Origin of the sequence: Lutibacter sp. A80, from assembly GCF_022429645.1 — a bacterium.
GTDB lineage: Bacteria > Bacteroidota > Bacteroidia > Flavobacteriales > Flavobacteriaceae > Lutibacter.
Map to the genome: position 1 here is coordinate 2739328 of NZ_CP092480.1, position 19897 is coordinate 2759224.

Annotated in this window: 19 protein-coding genes; 12 read left to right on the forward strand and 7 right to left on the reverse strand. The window is 27.6% G+C overall.

All coding sequences use genetic code 11. The annotated features are described in order from the left end of the window. Window positions 1-79: 79 nt before the first annotated feature. The 3 genes from MHL31_RS11275 (at window position 80) to serS (ending at window position 2885) form a co-directional block, all read left to right on the forward strand. A complete protein-coding gene (locus MHL31_RS11275) occupies window positions 80-1024 on the forward strand; it encodes a bifunctional riboflavin kinase/FAD synthetase (protein WP_240226054.1) in 945 nt (314 codons plus the stop codon). Window positions 1025-1027: 3 nt separating this feature from the next. Beyond that, a complete protein-coding gene (locus MHL31_RS11280; protein ID WP_240226055.1) occupies window positions 1028-1549 on the forward strand; it encodes a hypothetical protein in 522 nt (173 codons plus the stop codon). A gap of 61 nt (window positions 1550-1610) precedes the next feature. Next, window positions 1611-2885 (forward strand): serine--tRNA ligase, encoded by a 1275-nt coding sequence (serS, locus tag MHL31_RS11285; RefSeq protein ID WP_240226056.1) that lies wholly within the window; start codon window positions 1611-1613, stop codon window positions 2883-2885. Here the strand turns inward: serS and MHL31_RS11290 are convergent. Continuing rightward, complete coding sequence (locus MHL31_RS11290; protein WP_240226057.1) at window positions 2882-3022, reverse strand: hypothetical protein; 141 nt, start codon at window positions 3020-3022, stop codon at window positions 2882-2884. The two genes, serS and MHL31_RS11290, sit on opposite strands and share 4 nt — an antisense overlap. Window positions 3023-3158: 136 nt before the next feature. On the opposite strand from MHL31_RS11290, the gene MHL31_RS11295 reads away from it, so the two are divergent. The 5 genes from MHL31_RS11295 to MHL31_RS11315 all read left to right on the forward strand — a co-directional run bounded on the left by MHL31_RS11295 (window position 3159) and on the right by MHL31_RS11315 (window position 8078). Continuing rightward, on the forward strand, window positions 3159-4934 hold the full coding sequence (locus MHL31_RS11295; protein WP_240226058.1) for a tetratricopeptide repeat protein: 1776 nt from the start codon (window positions 3159-3161) through the stop codon (window positions 4932-4934). A 139-nt stretch (window positions 4935-5073) separates the two neighbouring features. After that, window positions 5074-5406 carry a DUF4286 family protein gene (locus MHL31_RS11300; RefSeq protein WP_240226059.1) on the forward strand — a complete coding sequence of 111 codons (333 nt, stop codon included), beginning with the start codon at window positions 5074-5076 and terminating at the stop codon, window positions 5404-5406. Window positions 5407-5410: 4 nt separating this feature from the next. Beyond that, the gene (gene rsmA / locus MHL31_RS11305) at window positions 5411-6187 is read left to right on the forward strand and encodes a 16S rRNA (adenine(1518)-N(6)/adenine(1519)-N(6))-dimethyltransferase RsmA (RefSeq protein WP_240226060.1); all 777 of its coding nucleotides are present in this window, start codon (window positions 5411-5413) and stop codon (window positions 6185-6187) included. Next, window positions 6177-7529, forward strand: coding sequence for a magnesium transporter (mgtE, locus tag MHL31_RS11310; RefSeq protein WP_240226061.1), 1353 nt, complete (start codon window positions 6177-6179; stop codon window positions 7527-7529). Before rsmA ends, mgtE begins: the two co-directional genes overlap by 11 nt. A 54-nt stretch (window positions 7530-7583) precedes the next feature. After that, a complete protein-coding gene (locus MHL31_RS11315; RefSeq protein ID WP_240226062.1) occupies window positions 7584-8078 on the forward strand; it encodes a MepB family protein in 495 nt (164 codons plus the stop codon). 24 nt (window positions 8079-8102) lie between these two features. Here MHL31_RS11315 and MHL31_RS11320 read toward each other — a convergent pair whose 3' ends face one another. Both MHL31_RS11320 and MHL31_RS11325 read right to left on the reverse strand, forming a co-directional pair. Then, entirely contained in the window at window positions 8103-8633 is a 531-nt protein-coding gene (locus tag MHL31_RS11320; protein WP_240226063.1) for an RNA methyltransferase, read from the reverse strand. Between the two features lie 35 nt (window positions 8634-8668). After that, window positions 8669-9865 (reverse strand): PorT family protein, encoded by a 1197-nt coding sequence (locus MHL31_RS11325; RefSeq protein WP_240226064.1) that lies wholly within the window; start codon window positions 9863-9865, stop codon window positions 8669-8671. Window positions 9866-10065: 200 nt separating this feature from the next. Between MHL31_RS11325 and mutS the strand changes: the two genes are divergently transcribed. From mutS to MHL31_RS11345, 4 genes are all read left to right on the forward strand, one after another. Further along, window positions 10066-12675 carry a DNA mismatch repair protein MutS gene (mutS, locus tag MHL31_RS11330; protein ID WP_240226065.1) on the forward strand — a complete coding sequence of 870 codons (2610 nt, stop codon included), beginning with the start codon at window positions 10066-10068 and terminating at the stop codon, window positions 12673-12675. A 178-nt stretch (window positions 12676-12853) separates the two neighbouring features. Continuing rightward, a complete protein-coding gene (locus MHL31_RS11335; protein WP_240226066.1) occupies window positions 12854-13312 on the forward strand; it encodes an RNA methyltransferase in 459 nt (152 codons plus the stop codon). An 81-nt stretch (window positions 13313-13393) separates the two neighbouring features. Then, the gene (locus MHL31_RS11340; RefSeq protein ID WP_240226067.1) at window positions 13394-13711 is read left to right on the forward strand and encodes a twin-arginine translocase TatA/TatE family subunit; all 318 of its coding nucleotides are present in this window, start codon (window positions 13394-13396) and stop codon (window positions 13709-13711) included. A gap of 2 nt (window positions 13712-13713) precedes the next feature. Next, window positions 13714-14274, forward strand: a complete 561-nt coding sequence (locus MHL31_RS11345; protein ID WP_240226068.1) for a phosphatase PAP2 family protein — start codon at window positions 13714-13716, stop codon at window positions 14272-14274. 2 nt (window positions 14275-14276) lie between these two features. Here the strand turns inward: MHL31_RS11345 and MHL31_RS11350 are convergent, their stop codons facing one another. The 4 genes from MHL31_RS11350 to MHL31_RS11365 all read right to left on the reverse strand — a co-directional run bounded on the left by MHL31_RS11350 (window position 14277) and on the right by MHL31_RS11365 (window position 19875). Then, complete coding sequence (locus MHL31_RS11350; RefSeq protein ID WP_240226069.1) at window positions 14277-14918, reverse strand: O-methyltransferase; 642 nt, start codon at window positions 14916-14918, stop codon at window positions 14277-14279. Beyond that, window positions 14919-15167 carry a hypothetical protein gene (locus MHL31_RS11355; protein ID WP_240226070.1) on the reverse strand — a complete coding sequence of 83 codons (249 nt, stop codon included), beginning with the start codon at window positions 15165-15167 and terminating at the stop codon, window positions 14919-14921. Window positions 15168-15177: 10 nt separating this feature from the next. Continuing rightward, the gene (locus tag MHL31_RS11360; protein ID WP_240226071.1) at window positions 15178-15744 is read right to left on the reverse strand and encodes a sigma-70 family RNA polymerase sigma factor; all 567 of its coding nucleotides are present in this window, start codon (window positions 15742-15744) and stop codon (window positions 15178-15180) included. 81 nt (window positions 15745-15825) lie between these two features. Next, a complete protein-coding gene (locus MHL31_RS11365) occupies window positions 15826-19875 on the reverse strand; it encodes a PAS domain S-box protein (RefSeq protein ID WP_240226072.1) in 4050 nt (1349 codons plus the stop codon). Window positions 19876-19897 lie beyond the last annotated feature (22 nt).

The following is a 19897-nucleotide window of genomic DNA, read 5'->3' on the forward strand; positions in this document are numbered from 1 at the left end:
TTAATTATTCAATTTAACTCTGATTTAATTAAATACAGTATTTTTGCTACTTTATAACAATTAATTTAGTTTTCTTATTTTGAAAATTTTCAACAATTTATCTAAATTTAAATCAATCAATAAAACTTTTGTTACCATTGGTACTTTTGATGGTGTTCATATTGGACATCAAAAGGTAATTAAAAAATTGATAAAAAGTGCTAAAAATAATAAAGCAACGTCTGTATTGCTTACTTTTTTTCCACATCCACGTATGGTGTTGCAAAAAGATTTAGACATTAAATTAATTAATACTATTGAAGAACGAACAAAATTATTGGAAAATTTAGGGTTAGATATTTTAGTAATTCACGAATTTTCAAAGAGTTTTGCTAAACTTTCGGCTTTAGATTTTGTAAGAAATATTTTAGTAAATACGCTAAATATTTCAAGATTGGTAATTGGTTACGATCATCATTTTGGAAAAAATAGAGAAGGTAATTTTGAACAATTACAAGATTATGGATATACCTATAATTTTAAGGTAAAAAAAATAACGCAACAAGAAATTAGCGATATTACTGTTAGTTCAACAAAAATTAGGAAAGCCATAGAAAACGGGGAAATTGTAAAAGCTAATAGTTATTTAGGATACAATTTTATGTTAACCGGAACGGTGGTGAAAGGTAAAAATTTAGGTGAAAAAATTGGGTTTCCAACAGCAAATATACATATTCCAGAAACCTATAAATTAATTCCTAAAACGGGTGCATATATTATAAAATCAAAGATAGATGGTGAAGAAGTGTTTGGAATGATGAATATTGGGTTTAGACCAACTGTTGGTGGTAAAAATCAAACTATTGAAGTTCATTTCTTTAATTTCGATAAGCAAATTTATGATGAAAAAATTCAGATTGAAGTATTGAAATTTTTAAGAGAAGAACAAAAATTTGATGCTATAGAAGTATTAAAAAATCAATTAATAAAAGACAAAAACACTTGTTTAGAGTATATTAATAATAACTTTTTAAATGAAATTTAACCTATGAGAAATCTATTAATAGTATGTGCTTTTTTAATGATTTCTTGTAAATCTAATTACACTGTAAGTCAATATATACAACAAGAAGTAGAAACTTGTCCCGAAAATGGTGTTTGTTCAATTGAGCTGTTTCCTAATAAAGCAATTGTTTTTAAAACAGATAATATAGGTATTATGTACCCAGAAATTTCTGAAGGATCTAAAACAATTTTAAAATATACCTATACCAAAAACACTATAAAAAACATACAAGATAGCAGTTATACCGAAATTATATATGCTGAATTTGATGCAGATATTACTCCAATGGAGTTATCTGATGAAACATTACAAAATGTAAAATTATATTTTGGAAGGCTGTGTTATTGTAAGGGTGAAACAGGATATTTTCCAGTAAAAAATGGAGAATTAAAACTTACTAAAATCAATAAAAATTCGTTTAAATTAGATTTAAATTTTTCAATTTCTGAAGTGCCACAAATAATTTCAAAAATTTCAGAAACTATTTCTTTAAAATCAAATTAAACTATTTGGTTTCTTTTATCAGCAATTTATTAAATTTGCCATTCAATAAAAGGAAAAAACAATGTTACAAGTTGCATTTATTAGAGAAAACACAGAAGCTGTTTTAAAGGGTTTAGAAAAAAGAAATTTAAAAAACGCTGCTGATTTGGTTGCACAAACCATTGCTGCTGATGAAAGTAGAAGATCAATTCAAACTGAATTGGATGCTGTATTGGCAGAATCTAATAAATTATCGAAAGATATTGGGCAATTATTTAAATCTGGTGAACGACAAAAAGCCGAAGTTTTAAAGCAAAAGACAGTTTTATTAAAACAAAAATCTAAAGATTTAGCTGACAACCTTCAAAATAAGGCAACAGAATTACAAGAATTATTGTATTTAATTCCAAATATTCCTAATGAAATTGTTCCTGCAGGTTCTACAGAAGAAGATAATTTAAATGTATTACAAGAAGGTGAAATTCCTGTATTACACGCAGATGCTTTACCACATTGGGAATTGGCAAAAAAGTACGATATTATTGATTTTGAACTTGGAAATAAAATTTCAGGAGCCGGTTTTCCAGTATATAAAGGTAAAGGTGCAAAATTACAACGCGCTTTAATCAATTATTTTTTAGATAAAAACACCGAAGCTGGATATAATGAAGTGCAAGTGCCACTTTTAGTAAATGAAGCTTCAGGGTTTGGAACTGGGCAATTGCCAGATAAAGAAGGGCAAATGTACCACGATGCACAAGATAATTTATATTTAATTCCTACGGCAGAAGTTCCAGTAACTAATATTTATAGAGATGTTATTTTAAAAGAAAGTGATTTTCCTATATTAAATACCGCATATACACCTTGTTTTAGACGCGAAGCTGGTTCATACGGAGCGCATGTACGTGGTTTAAATAGATTGCATCAATTTGATAAAATTGAAATAGTTAGAATTGAACACCCATCTAATTCTTATAAAGCTTTAGATAGTATGGTTGCACACGTAAAAGGAATTTTAAACGAATTAAATTTACCTTTTAGAATTTTACGTTTATGTGGTGGAGATATTGGATTTACATCTGCATTAACGTACGATTTTGAAGTGTTTTCAACAGCACAAGATCGTTGGTTAGAAGTAAGTTCTGTTTCTAATTTTGAAGCATTTCAGGCAAATCGTTTAAAACTTCGTTTTAAAAATAGTGAAGGAAAAAGCGAATTAGCACACACACTTAATGGAAGTTCTTTAGCATTACCACGCGTGTTAGCAGGTTTGTTAGAAAATTGCCAAACACCTGAGGGAATTAAAATCCCTAAGGTGCTAGTTCCATACTGTGGATTTGAGCTTATTAACTAGTTAACACTAACGGTTATCATTTTTTTGTATTTATTCATTTCAATTAAGGCATCAAAATAATTATTTATTTGTCCTTTTTTCATGAATATTAATGCTTTATTTTTTGCTGTTTCGTATTGTTTTATTAATTCTTTCATAATAAAAAATTTAGTTGTTTTATATGTTAAAGACAATTTTTGTGCCAAAATGTTACAGCCATATTTCTAAAATATAAGGTAATTATAAAAACTTTAACACTTGTTTGGTTATATTTGAATGAATTTAATAGAGAAAATGCGTAAAATTTTAATCTTACTTATATGTTGTTTTTCCTTGCAAATACATGCGCAAGAATCTTCACTAGCCTATTTATATCTTAGAAATGGTGAGTATGAAAAAGCAGCTGCTATTTATAAAAATTTACACGAAAAAAATCCATTAAACAGTAATTATCTAACTAATTTAATAGAGAGTTATCGACAACTAGAAAAATTTAATGAAGTAGCTTTATTAATAAATACACAATTAAAAAAAATACCAAATCAATATTATTTATTGGTTGAGTTAGGGTATAATTATCAGTTGCAATACAAACAAGACAGCGCCTCTTTTTTTTATGAAAAAGCATTAAATTCAATAGAAAAAAAGCGAAATCAAGGCTATTTAATAGGTAGATCGTTTCAACAAAACCATTTGCTAGATTATGCACTTGCAGCTTTTCAAAAATCGATGGAAGTAAATCCGAATTCGAATTACAACCTACAAATTGCAGCCATTTATGGTGAAAAGGGCGATTTAGAAAATATGTTTAATACCTATTTAAATTTGGTTGAAACCAATGTAAATTATTTACCAACTTCAAAAACTTATATTGGGAAGTATATTACCGATGATGCTGAAAATGAAGCTAATATTTTTCTGAGAAAATTATTAATTAAAAGATTGCAAAACAATCCGCAAAATAGTTGGAATCAACTATTGAGCTGGTTATATACCCAACAAAAAGAGTATGGTAAAGCTTTAATACAAGAAAAAGCATTATTTAAAAGAGATCCAAATAGTTTAAAAGGTATTACAGATTTGGGTGAAATTGCTTATGCAGATAAAGATTATTTGGTGTCTAAAAACTGTTTTAACTATGTTATTTCGCACACAAAAAATTTAGAAGATCAATTAAGAGCAAAATTATATTTATTACAAATAGCAATTGAAACGGAGAATGAAGTTTCTGTTATAGAACAACAATTTCAACAAATTTTTATGGAGTATGGCAAAAATGAACATACAATTGCCGTACAAATTGTGTATGCAGATTTTTTAGCATTTAGGAAAAATGAATCAAAAAATGCAATTTCATTATTAAAAGAAGCTCTTAAATTACCTATAAACGAATTTCAGAAAGGAAATTTAAAAACGAAATTAGCAGATATTTTAGTTTATTCTAATAAATTTAATTCGGCTTTAATTTATTACACACAAGTTCAAAACAATTTAAAAAATAATAGTATTGGACAAACAGCACGATTTAAAATTGCACAAACTTCCTATTTTAAAGGAGATTTTGAATGGGCACAATCACAATTAAAAGTATTAAAAAATTCAACATCGCAATTAATAGCAAATGATGCATTGGACTTAAATTTATTAATTACAGATAATATTGTAAAAGATAGTTTAAAAATTGCATTAAAAACATATGCAAAAGCCGATTTATTGGCCTTTCAAAATAAAAACCAACAAGCAGTAGATACATTACAAGTAATTTTAACAAATTTTAAAGGACATTCATTAGAAGATGAGGCGTTATTTAAACAAGCTAAATTATTGGAGAAATTAAATGATTTTACACGAGCAGAAAATAATTATATACAAATTATAGCACTTAATAAAGAAGATATTTTAGTAGATGACGCAGTCTATTATTTGGCAGAATTGTATTTAAATAAATTAAATAATATTGAAAAAGCTAAAGCATATTATCAAAAAATTATTTTTGAATATCCTTCAAGTATATATTTAGTTGATGCACGAAAAAAATATAGAAAATTACGTGGAGATACACTTAATTAAGTCGAAAAACAAAATACAGATAAAAAAGAAGATTATAACGTTGCTTTAGACTAAATTAATTAGTTGTAAAGAAACCTTTGTATCTTTGTCACATTAAACCTATAAACTTTATAACCCTTAACCTTTTAAACTAAAAAAAATGTATATATATAACGTAACAACAAATGTTGATGAATCGGTTCATCAGCAATGGTTAAAATGGATGAAAGAAGTACATATACCAAATATGCTTTCTTTAGGGAAATTTACCAATGCAAAAATGATTCAAGTTATGGTAGATGAAGAAATGGGAGGCACAACATATGCTGTACAATACACAACAGATAGTATAGAAACTCTTCAAGAATATTACCAAGAAGATGCCGAAAAATTAAGAGCAGAAGCAATGCATTTATTTAAAGATAAAATTGTAGCTTTTAGAACCGAATTAAAAGTTGTTAGTGAACAATTTAGTATGAGTGTGAAAAATTAATTTTATGAGTGTAAGAGCAAAAAAACACCTAGGACAACATTTTTTAAAAGATGAATTAATAGCGCAACAAATTGCCGATAGTTTAACCGAAAATGGTTATAAAAATGTTTTAGAAATAGGGCCTGGAATGGGTGTTTTAACAAAATATTTGCTTAAAAAACCACTTAAAACGTATGTAATTGAAATTGATACAGAATCGGTTGAATATTTACAGACTCATTATTTAAATTTAGCTGATAGAATTATTTCAAAAGATTTCTTAAAAATTAATCTTGAAACTTATTTTATAAAAGAACAAGTAGCAATAATTGGAAATTTTCCGTACAATATTTCAACTCAAATAGTATTTAAAACACTTGAAAATCGACATCAAATACCGGAGTTTACCGGAATGTTTCAAAAAGAAGTTGCTAAAAGAATTGCAGAAAAAGCAGGAAGTAAGGTTTACGGAATACTTTCAGTTTTAACCCAAGCTTTTTACAACGTAGAATATTTATTTACAGTACCACCAACTGTTTTTAATCCACCTCCCAAAGTAGATTCTGGAGTTATTAGACTTATAAGAAAAGAGAATTATACGCTGCCTGTAGATGAAAAATTATTTTTTAAAGTAGTAAAAACGGCTTTTCAACAACGTAGAAAAACACTTCGTAATAGTTTAAAAGTGCTTAATTTATCGGATAGTTTAAGAGAAGATAGTATCTTTGGTCAACGTCCAGAGCAATTATCGGTTCAAGAGTTCATTAATCTTACTTCTAAAATAGAAAAAGATGTCAGTTGAAATTTCAAAACAGTTTATAGAAGATATTCAGTTATTAATTGCTGAAAAAAACAATGAATCTTTATTGATTTTATTGGAAGAATTCCATTATGCAGATATAGCAGAGGTTATTGATGATTTATATACTGATGAAGCAATTTATTTAATTCGACTTTTAGAAAGTGATGTAACTTCAGAAGTAATTGCCGAATTAGATGAAGATGTTCGTGAAAAAATTCTTAACGAACTTTCTAGTAAAGAAATTGCAGAAGAAATTGACGAGCTAGATACCGATGATGCAGCAGATATTATTTCAGAACTTCCAGAAAATCAAAAAGAAGAAGTAATTGCGCATCTAGAAGATATTAAACACGCCAAAGAAATTGTTGAGCTTTTACGTTACGATGAAGATACTGCAGGTGGTTTAATGGCGAAAGAGTTAGTAAAAGTAAACGAAAATTGGAATGTTTTAACGTGTGTAAAAGAAATGCGGGCGCAAGCCGAAGAGGTTACCAGAGTACATTCTATTTATGTTGTAGATGATGATAATAAACTAATAGGAAGGCTTTCTTTAAAAGATTTGTTAACCACCTCTACAAAAACTGCAATTAAAGATGTTTTAATAAAAAAAGTAGATTCGGTAAATGTAAATGACCAGGCTGAAGATGTAGCTAGAGTTATGCAAAAATACGATTTGGAAGCAATTCCTGTAGTAGATGAAATTGGACATTTAGTTGGTAGAATTACTATTGATGATATTGTAGATGTAATTAGAGAAGAAGCTGAAAAAGATTACCAATTAGCAGCGGGTATTTCTCAAGATGTTGAAGCAGATGATACCATTTGGGAACTTACTAAAGCGCGTTTACCTTGGTTAATTTTAGCATTGTTTGGTGGTTTTATTAGTGTTTCGGTATTGGGCGGTTTTGGAGATGCAATGAGACAATTTCCTGAACTATTTTTCTTTACACCATTAATTGCCGCAATGGCAGGAAATGTTGGAGTACAATCATCTGCAATTGTTGTGCAAGGGTTGGCAAACGATAGTTTAAGAGGTTCGCTTTGGAATAGACTTGTTAAAGAAATATCACTTAGCTTATTAAATGGTTTTGTTCTTGCCATATTATTAATGTCTGCAGGAATGTTTTTTCTTGGTTTTGACTTTAAAGTAGGATTAACAGTATCTATTTCGTTAGTTTCTGTTATTATTATTGCTTCAATTATAGGCACTTTTGTTCCAATTATTTTAGATAAAAGAAATATAGATCCTGCCTTAGCTACAGGTCCATTTATAACTACAAGTAACGATATTTTGGGGATTTTAATTTACTTTTTAATTGCAAAATTAATTTTAGGATTTTAAGTGGTTTTGACTTCTAATAATCTTTTTTGAATTAAATTTTGCTAATTAAAAAATATGGATAATACCCTAAATCAAATTAAAAAAGCAGTTTACAGTAAATGTAATTTAAATATTTCTGATTTTAATTTAGATCCAGAAAGTAGAGCATATAATGCTTGTAGTTTTAAACTCAATGGAAAAATTATTATTAGTAGAAATGCTAAAGTTACACCTAAAAAAGTTGGCCAATTTGTAACTTTTTGGAAACGGAATACAGACGGAATAATTGAGCCTTTTAACGAAACCGATACAATAGATTTTTTTATTGTAAACGTACATACACCAAATGAATTTGGGCAATTTGTTTTTCCAAAATCTATACTGATTAAAAAAGGAATACTATCAACAGTAAACAAAGAAGGAAAGAGAGCATTTAGAGTGTATCCGAGTTGGGACCTTACAAAAAATAAACAAGCTCAATTATCTCAAAAATGGCAATTGAATTATTTCTATAAAATTAATGCATCAACCAATTTTAATGAGGTTTCTAAATTGTATAATAATAAATAACGGTGTGTAAAGTATAATCTAATATTAGAATTTAAACTTTTTAAACAAATCCCAAAGTACAACACCACAACTTACCGAAATATTTAAAGAGTGTTTGGTTCCAAATTGTGGAATTTCAATACAATAATTACTTGCAGAAACTACTGCTTGTTGCACTCCTTTTACCTCATTTCCCATAACAACAGCATATTTTTGGTTGGGTTCTAGCGTAAAATCTTGCAACATCGTACTGTTTTCAGCTTGTTCAATAGCTAAAATTTTAATCTTTTCATTTTTTAATTTCTCAACTAAAGTTAAGGTATCTTCAGCATATTCCCAAGCTACAGATTCCGTAGCTCCCAATGCAGTTTTATGAATTTCTTTATGAGGAGGTTGCGCTGTAATACCGCATAAATATATTTTTTCAATTAAAAAAGCATCACTTGTTCTAAAAACTGATCCAATATTATTTAAACTTCTAATATTATCTAGAATTACAATTAGTGGAATTTTTTCAGTTTTCTTAAAGTCTTCAACATTTAATCTTCCAAGTTCACTGTTTTTTAGTTTTCTCATTATCTTGTTTTAATTAAGTGGGGTTTTAAATGTGTTTAAAAAATTGAATATCCAAAAATTATAGAGAGACTTTTGTAATATGCATCATTAGTCATCTTTTCTAAAAGATTTCTATTTGTATAGTATCTAATTTCTGCACTATATTTTTTGGTGCTATATCCTGCTCCTATTGCAAAATTGCTATTAGGGCTTGAAGTATTTATATCTTTACTAAATTCATAATCTAAATAAGAGCCAAAATTAAAATCAACAACCCAAGAAGTATTAATAAATAATTTTGAATTTTTATTTAAAAACATATAATGCCTAACTCCAATTGGTAATTCTATGGAATTGTAATCAATTTTAACAGATTGTTTAGTTCCAAAACTAATTGTTGAGGTTTCTGATTTGAAATATTGATATGTTGGTTCAATTATAATAGCCCATTTATTTTTGTTAAAAGGTAAAATTAATTCATTCTCAATCCCTATTCTAAAGCCTATTTTATTATCAAAATTAGCATCTTTTACTTTAGTGTAATCACCACGAAGTGTAAGAGATGAAATATTTAAACCAGGTCTAATTGTTAAATTATATAAATCTTTTTTTTGTTTTGTATTATAATTAACAAATTCAGAATTAGTGCATTTATTGTATTTTATAAAAAAGTCTACTAATTTATTTGTTCTGTAATCAAGGTGTTCAGTATCTTTTATTGAAATATTTTGGCACTTTAAATTTGCCCTAAGTTGATATATATAAGTGTTGTTTTTAGCTATTTGACCACTAGAAGTTAAGTAACTTTTATAAATTAATTGTTGAATATTAATTGTGTCAGTTTTATAAAAGTATCTTTTTAAATTCTTTTTTTCATAAAAGAATAAATCAGCGTTACCTTCTATTAGTACTTTTAAAAAAAGTGTTTCTTTCTTATAATTCGGACTTCTATCTTGATTTAAACTGTTTATACTTTCATTAGACATATCAATGTCAACAGTATAACGTTGGTATTTAGCAATATTATAAATTCCAAATTCTTTAACAACTTCAATAGTTGCTTCTTTTTGGTTATCATTTTTTGATAATTTATAATTAAAATGACTGGGGTTATTTTTCCAATCAATATTTTTAATGAAGCATTCTATTTTTTCACCAGAATTTTTAATAAAATATCCTTTTTTAAAAGAGATTTGCGAATAACTGCTAAGATAGAAGAGAGTAATTACAATGAGCAGGAATTGTTTTTTCATATTCAATTTATTTGTTTTTAGATATTAAAATACCCCTATTTAGAATCAATTTTAAAGGTATAAAACAATTATTGATTTATAATATACTTCTGTCCTAAAATTGAAATGAGTTTTGAATTAACCCTTTTTTAAATCATCAAATTTTTCAATCTTTCAATATAAAATGTAACTTCGCAAATCTAACTTAATTTCCTAAAAAATTGGCAGCAAAATCAAAGAAAGTCACACCATTAATGAAACAATACAATGCAATAAAGGTAAAATATCCTGATGCAATGTTATTATTTAGAGTGGGCGATTTTTACGAAACTTTTGGTGAAGATGCTAAAAAAGCAGCCCATGTTTTAGGAATTATTTTAACCAAACGTGGCGCAGGTAGTGAAACAGAAACTGCCTTAGCTGGTTTTCCACACCATTCTTTAAATACCTACTTACCAAAATTAGTAAAAGCCGGAATGCGTGTTGCAATTTGCGATCAGTTGGAAGATCCAAAAATGACCAAGAAAATTGTAAAACGTGGAGTTACAGAATTGGTAACACCAGGAGTTGCTTTAAATGATGAAGTGCTACAGTCTAAAACAAATAACTTTTTAGCATCGGTGCACTTTGGAAAAAAACAACTTGGTATTTCTTTTTTAGATGTTTCTACAGGAGAATTTTTAACAGCGCAAGGAACTAGTGAGTATATTGATAAGTTGCTTCAAAATTTTAATCCGAGCGAGGTATTGGTTCAAAAACAACATAAAAATAAGTTTCAAGAACTGTTTGGAGATCGTTTTTATACATTTTATTTAGAAGATTGGATATTTCAAGTAGAATACGCTTTGGAAACCTTAACAAATCACTTTAAAGTAAAAACATTAAAGGGTTTTGGTGTAGATGATTTAAATGAAGGTGTTATTGCTGCAGGTGCTGTATTGTATTATTTAAGCGAAACACAGCATAATAAATTAGAGCATATTTCTGTAATTAATAGAATTTCGGAAGATAATTATGTGTGGATGGATCGATTTACCATTCGTAATTTAGAGTTATACAATTCTACTTCGGTAAATGCTGTAACGCTTTTAGATGTTATAGATAAAACAATTTCGCCAATGGGCGGACGTTTATTAAAACGCTGGTTGGCATTGCCTTTAAAAGATATTAATCGTATAAAAAAGCGCCATGATATTGTTAAATATTTTATTGATAATGATGATTTTCTAGAAACTGCAACCTACCAAATTAAACAAATTAGTGATATTGAGCGTTTGGTTTCTAAAGTGGCAACAGGAAAAGTAAATCCGCGTGAAGTTGTTTTGTTAAAAAATTCTTTAAATGCTATTATTCCAATTAAAGAAGCCGCCGAACAAAGCAACAATCAATCGTTAAAAATTATAGGAGAGCAATTACAAAATTGTAATACACTCCGCGAAAAAATTACAAAAACTATAAACGAAGACGCTCCTGTAAATATTAACAAAGGAAATGTTATTGCAAGTGGAGTTTCAAAAGAATTGGATGAATTAAGAGCAATTTCAACTTCAGGAAAAGATTATTTAGATGCTATGCTGGCTCGTGAAACTGAACGCACTGGAATTTCATCGTTAAAAATAGCTTTTAATAATGTATTTGGATATTATATTGAAGTTAGAAATTCGCATAAAGATAAAGTTCCAGAAGATTGGATTCGTAAGCAAACCTTGGTAAATGCCGAGCGTTATATTACTGAAGAATTAAAAGAATACGAAACAAAAATTTTAGGGGCTGAAGAAAAAATCGGAAAACTTGAACACGAGCTTTTTGCGGAATTAATTAGCAATTTACTAGATTATATTCAGCCAATACAATTAAACGCGCAATTGATAGCGCAAATAGATTGTTTGTTGTCTTTTGCTGAATTGGCTAAGTACAATAATTATATCCGTCCACAAATTGATGAAAGTAGCGATTTGGAAATAAAAAACGGGAGGCATCCTGTTATTGAAAAACAATTACCAATTGGTGAAGAATACATTGCAAACGATGTGGTTTTAAACAGAAATTTGCAACAAATAATTATGATTACCGGTCCTAATATGAGTGGTAAATCCGCTATTTTACGTCAAACTGCTTTAATAGTTTTATTAGCCCAAATGGGAAGTTATGTTCCAGCACAAAATGCTAGAATTGGAATTGTAGATAAAATATTTACCCGTGTTGGTGCAAGTGACAATATTTCTATGGGCGAATCTACTTTTATGGTAGAAATGAATGAAACGGCTAGTATTTTGAACAATATTTCAGAACGGAGTTTGGTATTGTTAGATGAAATTGGACGTGGAACTAGTACCTACGATGGGATTTCAATAGCATGGGCAATTGCAGAATATTTACACGAACATCCTTCAAAAGCTAAAACACTTTTCGCTACACATTATCACGAGTTAAACGATATGACCAATACGTTTGAACGTGTTAAAAATTATAATGTTTCAGTAAAAGAACTAAAAGATAAAGTTATTTTTTTACGTAAATTAGTTCCTGGTGGGAGTGAGCATAGTTTTGGTATTTATGTAGCTAAATTAGCCGGAATGCCAACTTCGGTTATTCATAGGGCAAGTAAAATGCTGAAACAATTAGAAAAAAACCATACAAATGCTGAAGTAAAAGAAACGTTGAAAAATACTCAGGAAGAAGAGATGCAATTGAGTTTTTTTCAGTTAGATGATCCTTTGTTAGAAGATATTAAAGAAGAAATTCTTGCAACAAATATTGATGCACTTACACCTATTGAAGCATTGATGAAATTGAATGAAATTAAACGTATGTTGACTAAAAAGAAATAATTTAGAGATTAAATAAAGCCGTTATTCTGAACTTGTTTACTCACATTCATTTAATCTATTTTTTAAAGGAATTCGTGAATCATCGATTTCAGGTTCTCATAATGATAGGTAACTTGTATGATGAGATTCTGAAACAAGTTCAGAATGACGTATTTTTTAAAAGTCTTAAAATCTATAAATGATAAACAATCTAGAACAAGGTTTTTTTGGTATTGGAATTCAAAATGGTAAAACTCCTGAAAATTTAGGTGTTTTATGGCGTTCAGCTCAAAATATGGGAGCAAGTTTTATTTTTACCATTGGAAATAGGTATGCAAAACAAGCTTGTGATACCCATAAAGCAACGGGAGCAATGCCTTATTTTCATTATGCAACTTTTGATGATTTTTATAATAATTTACCAAAAGGAGCACAGTTAGTTGGTGTTGAATTAGATGAAAAAGCAGTGCAACTGGAAACATTTAAACACCCAAGGCGTTGTGTATATTTGTTAGGAGCAGAAGACCACGGATTGTCTAAAGCTGCCATAGAAAAATCGCATTTTTTAGTAAAATTTAAGTCCGTTTTAAGTTTAAATGTTTCTGTAGCAGGTAGTATTGTAATGTACGATAGACAAGCTAAAGCTTTTAAATTGTAATTTTTTAACTTAAACAAGTATAAGCAACATCATTTAAATTATAACGTTTTTATACTATCTTTGTAATCTAAATATTTAAAAATGTATCTATTTATTAGCGGAGCCGAAATATTTGTAGTACTAGTTATTGTTGTAATGCTTTTTGGTGCAGATAAATTACCAGAAATTGCACGTGGCCTAGGAAAAGGTATGCGTCAAGTTAAAGATGCAACAAACGATATTAAACGTGAAATAAATAATAGTGCCGAAAAAAATAATATAGATCTTGATGTTGCTTCAAGTATTAAAGAAGAAATTAAGAAAGTAACCGATGATATTCAAGACTATAGCAAACCTGTAAAAAAAGTAAAAGACACTATTGTTGATGAAATTACAGGGCCTATTAAAAGAAATAAATAGTTTTGGAATTTCTTGGTTCACTTATTGAATACGATAAGCAATTATTACTTTTTTTACATTCTAAAGGTATTGAATTTTGGGATGGATTTTGGTTGTTTGTTACCTATCCGCCACATTGGATTCCACTGTTTTTTTTATTATTTTATTTGGGATATAAAGCTTTTGGATTAAAAAAAGCTCTGTATATTTTAATATTAACAGCGTTAAGCGCAGGAACTTCATTAGTTATTGTAAATATTATTAAAAATATTTTTCAAAGATTAAGACCTATAAATGATGTTTCTATAAATAAGTCTATTCGAATTTTAGTTGAAGCGAATGATTTTAGTTTTGTTTCTGGTCATTCAGCAGTCTCTTTTACTATTGCTTTTTTTTCATTTTGGGTATTAAAAAAACAATACAAAGGAGTATTATTAATTTTTATTTTCCCTTTATTTTTTGCTTATAGTAGACTTTACCTGGCCTTACATTATCCTATTGATATTTTTGTAGGGATGCTTCTAGGCTTATTTATTGCAATTGTATTTTACAAATTAGCACGTTTATTAGTGTTAAAAAGCTAGTATTATTTTACTCTTGTTATGGTTAACCCATCTCTAATTGGAAGTAAAATAGTTTCAACTCTAGCATCTGAGTTTAGTAATTTATTGTATTCAAGTAGTGTTTTTGTATCGATATCTTTCGGATTGAGTTCTTCAACAATTTTACCGCTCCACAATACATTATCAGATAAAATAACACCTCCAGAGTTCATTTTATCGATTATTAAATTAAAGTAATTTATATAGTTAGATTTATCGGCATCTATAAAAACCAAATCAAATTTTTTGTTAAGTGTTGGAATTATATCAACTGCATTACCTATAAGTTGTTTTATTTGATTTTTATAATTAGAATTATTAAAATATTTTTTAGCAAAATTTTCTAATTCTTCATTTTTATCAATGGTAATTAATTCTCCGTTATTTTGAATTCCTTCGGCTAAACACAATGCAGAATAACCAGTATAAGTTCCAATTTCGAGAATATTTTTTGGATTGGTTAATTTTGAAATTATACTTAATAATCTACCTTGGTAAGCACCACTTAGCATACGTGGATTTAAAACTTTTTGCCAGGTTTCTTTGTTTAATTGTTGTAATAATTCTGGTTCTTTCTGTGAATGATTAACAACATAGTCTTCAATTAGTTCAGGTAAAAAATCCATTTAAAGTTTTTCTTTTAACTGTTTGTTCATGGCTTTTTTTTCTTCTTCACATAAACAGTCATTTTTAGTACATTCTGTTAGTCTTTTTGTTTCATAACATTTAGACATAAAACTGTTTTGTTTAGAATATTTACCACATTTTTTGCATAAAAGAAGATGTAATCTCAACTTTATTATTTCCCATAAAGTTGCTTCATTATACTGGCTTTTATCACAAATTGTTGTAGCTTCATCACATGTTAATTTCATCTGTAACTCTTTAATTTTTAAACCAATTATCTTCCATACATTTTCTAAGTTGTGTTCTGGCTCTATGGATTATTACCCAAAGATTAGACGAACTAATTTCCAATTCCTTACATATTTCTTCTGTTTCAAATTGTTGTATAGTTTTCATTCTAAATACCATAGCATATTTTTCAGGTAAGTTGTTTATGCATTTTTCTAAAGCAGTATTTAACTCTTTATTTTCAATATTTTTTTCTATTTCGTTATTCCAATCAGAAGGAACTCTTTCTTCTATCCAATCACCTTCATTTTCACCATCTGAATAAAAATTCATTTTTACTTCAGCCTTACCTTTTACAGAATTTATTTTTCTATAATAGTCAATAATTTTTCTTTTTAATATTGAAATTAACCAAGTTCGCTCACTTGCTTTTCCTTGAAAATTATCTTTAGCATTTAGACCCGCAAAGAAGGTGTCTTGTACTAAATCTTTTGCTAAATCGTGGTTGTTAACTCTACTAATAGTATAGTTAAACAGGTAATCTGCATGAAGTGTAACCCATTGCTCGGGATTTAAAATATGTTTTTTAGTACTCATTAAGTTTAAACTTAGAGCTAAATTAATTATTTAAATTAGAAATAACTCTAAATTTAATCTTAATTAATGTGTATTCATAATTTATTTTTCGCTAATAAGGTTTGCGTAGTGATTTATTAGTTCAAATATTTTTTTTCTATCGATAGGTTTTGTTAAATAATCATCAAATCCTTTATTTAATGCATTTTCTTTATCAGATTCCATAGCAAAAGCAGAAAGGGCAACTATTGGTAAATTAGGTTTTTCTTGTTTAATTTTAAGCATTGCTTCGTTACCATTTATTATTGGCATTTTAATATCCATTAATATTAGGTTAATTTCTGGGTTTGATAAAGCAATATCAATAGCTTCTTTACCATTTATGGCTTCAACAATTTTATAAGGTGTTGTAGAGAATAACTCATTAATATATAACATGTTATATTCTTCGTCTTCTGCTACTAATATTGTAATTTCTTGATTAATTGATGGGTTGTTTTTTGTTGTATCTAGTTCGCTTTTCATAACTTTTGGGTTTTTTATAACTTTTTTAAATGGAATTGTAAAAAATATTGTTGTTCCATTCTTATTAGATTCTATCCAAATTTCACCGTTAAATAATTCAATAAACTTTTTGGATATTGACAAGCCAAGTCCTGTACCTTTCTTTTGTTTATTTAAGTCTAAATTACCTTGAATAAATCTATTGAAAATTGTAGTATGCAATTTTTTATCAATTCCAATACCTGTATCTTTTACATAAAAGTGTAAGTTGTTGTTTATGAGTTTATAACCTACTTCAATACTCCCTTTATCTGTAAACTTAAATGCATTTGATATTAAATTGGTTAGTATTTGATGTAATTTAGTTTTATCTATTTTAATTATACAATCGGTGTCGTTTAAACCTTTTTTACATATAAATTCTAGGTTTTCTTTTTTGGCAATTGGAGCATAAAAAGCGTAAATACCATCTAGTAACTTATTAATATTTACGTTTGTATAATTTAGTTGAATTGCTCCAGCTTCAATTTTTGAAATATCTAAAATATCATTTACAATTGAAAGTAGTTGCTTACTACTATTTATTACAATTTCAGCATATTTTTTTCGAACATCTTCTGGTAATTCTGAATTTAAAAACAGTTCTGAGAAACCGATGATACCGTTCATTGGTGTTCTTATTTCGTGACTCATGTTTGCTAAAAATGCAGATTTTAACTTGTCTGATTCCTGTGCTTTTATGAGTGCTTTTTTAAGGTCGTTAGCTGCATTATTTTTTTCAATAGCGATACTAATTTGGTTTGCAACAAACTCTAATAATTGTAAATCGTTTTGATTGTATGCATTGCTATCTTTATAACTTTGTACACCTATTGCTCCAAATACTTCAGTTTGTGTTTTAAGCGGTACTCCTGCCCATATTTTGGCTGGTTCACCAATCATATCAACAATGCCTTTTTCAATTAATTTATTGTGGGTTTCTGTATCTACTAATAATGGTTTTTCTGTTTTTATTACATAACCTGTTAGCGATCTTTCTAAAGGAAACTCCTGTGTTCTATCTTTTTCATCAACAACAAAAGGTAAGCTAATGGTCTTATTTTCTTTATTGTATAAGGCAATGTAAAAATTAGTAGTATCAATTATTTTATGGAGATTATTTTTAATAAAAGTGCTAAATTCATTAAAATCATCTATAGTTAACGCTGCTTTTGAAATATCATATAAAACACTTTCTAATTCCTCTTTTTTTACTCTTTCAGAAATATCTTTAATAACAGCATGAATTCTTGTTATATTATCATTTTCTTCAATTTTTGTTAATGAAACTTCAGCTGGAAAAATGCTTCCATTCATTTTTTGATGGTACCACTTAAACCTTACACTGCCTTTATCTAAAGCAATTTTCATAAATTTATTAAATTCATCGTAAGTATTTTTCCCATCAGGCTGTTTTAGTGGTGAAATATCTGCAGGATGTAATTTTAGCAGTTGTTTTTTATCTTGATATTCAAAAACTCTTAAAGTAGCTTTATTACAATTGGTTATAATTCCATCTTTAATAATTACAACAGCATCCATCGATTTTTCAAAAATATCTCGGTATTTTTTTTCAGATTTTTCTAAAAGTTTTTTTGAATTTAAATTTTCGGTAATATCATTACCCATAGATGCTACTCCGGTTATATTTCCTTCAGAATCTTTTAAGGTAACATTATACCAATCGCAAATAATTTCTTTTCCACTTTTTGTAATATTTTTATTGGTATTTCTATAGCCTCCTTTTTGCTGCAATAATTTATTCCATATTTTATCAATTTCATCGATGTAACTTTTATCGATAATTAAATCTTTTATATGTTTACCAAAGGCTTCTTTTGCTGTAAATTCAAAAATTCTTTCGGCTGCATTATTCCATTTAATTACTTTAAAGTCTTTATCCCAAATAATTGAAGCTAAAGGTGTATTTTCAAACTGATCTTGTAATCTTTGGTTACTCTCATAAAATAAATCTTGTGTTCTTTTTTTATCAGTAATATCTTCAACAACTGCTTGAATGTAGGTAATGTTTTTATTGATATCTTTTGTGAAATCATACCTTGCATCAATCCATTTAATCGCTCCTTTTTTTGTAATTATTCTAAAGGGTTTAGCTTTAAATCCTTTAGTTTTTTTATGTTTTATTTTTTTGAATATTTTACCTCTAATCATTGGTAAATCTTCAGGATGTACTAATTCGTGAACATTTATTTTTCCGTTTAAAAGTTCATTTTGTGTATATCCAAAAAGTTTTTCTGAATTTTCAGATGCAAATATTACAGGAAAATTAAATTTATTCTCACAAAGTATTGCAATTGTAGGGCTTTTATTTATAATATTATAAGCTTCCTTAATAGTGTTTTCCGAGTTTTTTTTGTCTGTTATTTCGTGGAAAAAAATTAAAATCTCATTTTTTGATGGAATTATTCTATTTTCAAACCATCTATTTTTAGGTGCAAAGTAGCTTTCAAAACTTACTGGTTTTTTTGTTTTTAAAGCTTTTTTGTATTCTGTATAAAATTTATCACCTTTTTTTACAGGAAAATTTTCCCAAATGGGTTTTCCTATAAGTTTATTAGCTTGTTTCCCTATTATATTTTCAGCTTTAGTATTTAAATATAAATAAGATGAATTATTATCTAATATTACAAAGCCATCCTTTATTCCAGAAAGTGTGTTTGATAATAGGTTTTTTGTTGTGTTTAATTTTTGTTCAAAAAAAACATTCTCGCTTATATCTTGTACAATACCAATAATTCTAGATAATTTAGATTTTTCAAAAATTACATTTCTTTTTTCAAAAATATATTTAAGGTTATTGTCTTTTGTTATAATGCGGTATTTTAATTCTTGATTAGATTTACCTGATAGATTTTCAAAATTGTAGTTTATTACTTTTTCTCTATCATCTGGATGTATATATTGAGTAAAATAATCAATATCAAATTTTTTATTAGTTGGCGTTTCTCCAATTATTTTAAAAATTTGATTTGTGCATTCAATTTCTTTTGTTTTTATATTATAAAACCAACTTCCAATTTTAGCAACTATTTCAGACTCCTTATACCTATTTTCACTATTTATTAAAGCCCTCCGTGCAGCTATTTTTTTAGTAATATTTTCTACAGATAAAATTACACAATCACTTTTTAAATTGTTATTTTCAATTAAATTAAATTTAATATGAACATCAAATTCCTTTCCATCTAGTGTTTTGTTTACAGTCTCTATTTCTGTTTCACTTACTCCAGTTAAAATATCGAGTATTAATTTTTGATACTCTTTACTAGACTTTTCTGGGTATACATTTTTAATGTTTTCTATTAAATCTTCTCTGTTTTTTGCATTGTAGAGTTGTACAGCTTTTGCGTTTACATCTTTTATTTTTGTTAATGAAACTATTTTATTAATTACATCTGGATTTTCTTTAATGTAGGTTTCTAAATCAATGTTTTTTTTTGAAACAATTGATTTAATATATTTTTTAGCATCCGAAAAATCTTCAATAATTAAAGCAACTGGAGAATATTCGAAAAATGAAAAATACGTATCAGTATTTTTACTAATATCGTTTTCAGATTTTATGTTAGTTAGATGGTCTCTGGTCATTTTAAAAATTCTTCTAGGGGTT

Excerpts from the sequence above, each read along its gene's own strand:
- MHL31_RS11280 (WP_240226055.1), top strand. The coding sequence starts at position 1,028 with ATGAGAAATCTATTAATAGTATGTGCTTTTTTAATGATTTCTTGTAAA.
- serS (WP_240226056.1), top strand. The coding sequence starts at position 1,611 with ATGTTACAAGTTGCATTTATTAGAGAAAACACAGAAGCTGTTTTAAAG.
- MHL31_RS11290 (WP_240226057.1), bottom strand. The coding sequence starts at position 3,022 with ATGAAAGAATTAATAAAACAATACGAAACAGCAAAAAATAAAGCATTA.
- MHL31_RS11295 (WP_240226058.1), top strand. The coding sequence starts at position 3,159 with ATGCGTAAAATTTTAATCTTACTTATATGTTGTTTTTCCTTGCAAATA.
- MHL31_RS11300 (WP_240226059.1), top strand. The coding sequence starts at position 5,074 with ATGTATATATATAACGTAACAACAAATGTTGATGAATCGGTTCATCAG.
- rsmA (WP_240226060.1), top strand. The coding sequence starts at position 5,411 with ATGAGTGTAAGAGCAAAAAAACACCTAGGACAACATTTTTTAAAAGAT.
- mgtE (WP_240226061.1), top strand. The coding sequence starts at position 6,177 with ATGTCAGTTGAAATTTCAAAACAGTTTATAGAAGATATTCAGTTATTA.
- MHL31_RS11315 (WP_240226062.1), top strand. The coding sequence starts at position 7,584 with ATGGATAATACCCTAAATCAAATTAAAAAAGCAGTTTACAGTAAATGT.
- MHL31_RS11320 (WP_240226063.1), bottom strand. The coding sequence starts at position 8,633 with ATGAGAAAACTAAAAAACAGTGAACTTGGAAGATTAAATGTTGAAGAC.
- MHL31_RS11325 (WP_240226064.1), bottom strand. The coding sequence starts at position 9,865 with ATGAAAAAACAATTCCTGCTCATTGTAATTACTCTCTTCTATCTTAGC.
- MHL31_RS11335 (WP_240226066.1), top strand. The coding sequence starts at position 12,854 with ATGATAAACAATCTAGAACAAGGTTTTTTTGGTATTGGAATTCAAAAT.
- MHL31_RS11340 (WP_240226067.1), top strand. The coding sequence starts at position 13,394 with ATGTATCTATTTATTAGCGGAGCCGAAATATTTGTAGTACTAGTTATT.
- MHL31_RS11350 (WP_240226069.1), bottom strand. The coding sequence starts at position 14,918 with ATGGATTTTTTACCTGAACTAATTGAAGACTATGTTGTTAATCATTCA.
- MHL31_RS11355 (WP_240226070.1), bottom strand. The coding sequence starts at position 15,167 with ATGAAATTAACATGTGATGAAGCTACAACAATTTGTGATAAAAGCCAG.
- MHL31_RS11360 (WP_240226071.1), bottom strand. The coding sequence starts at position 15,744 with ATGAGTACTAAAAAACATATTTTAAATCCCGAGCAATGGGTTACACTT.
- MHL31_RS11365 (WP_240226072.1), bottom strand. The coding sequence starts at position 19,875 with ATGACCAGAGACCATCTAACTAACATAAAATCTGAAAACGATATTAGT.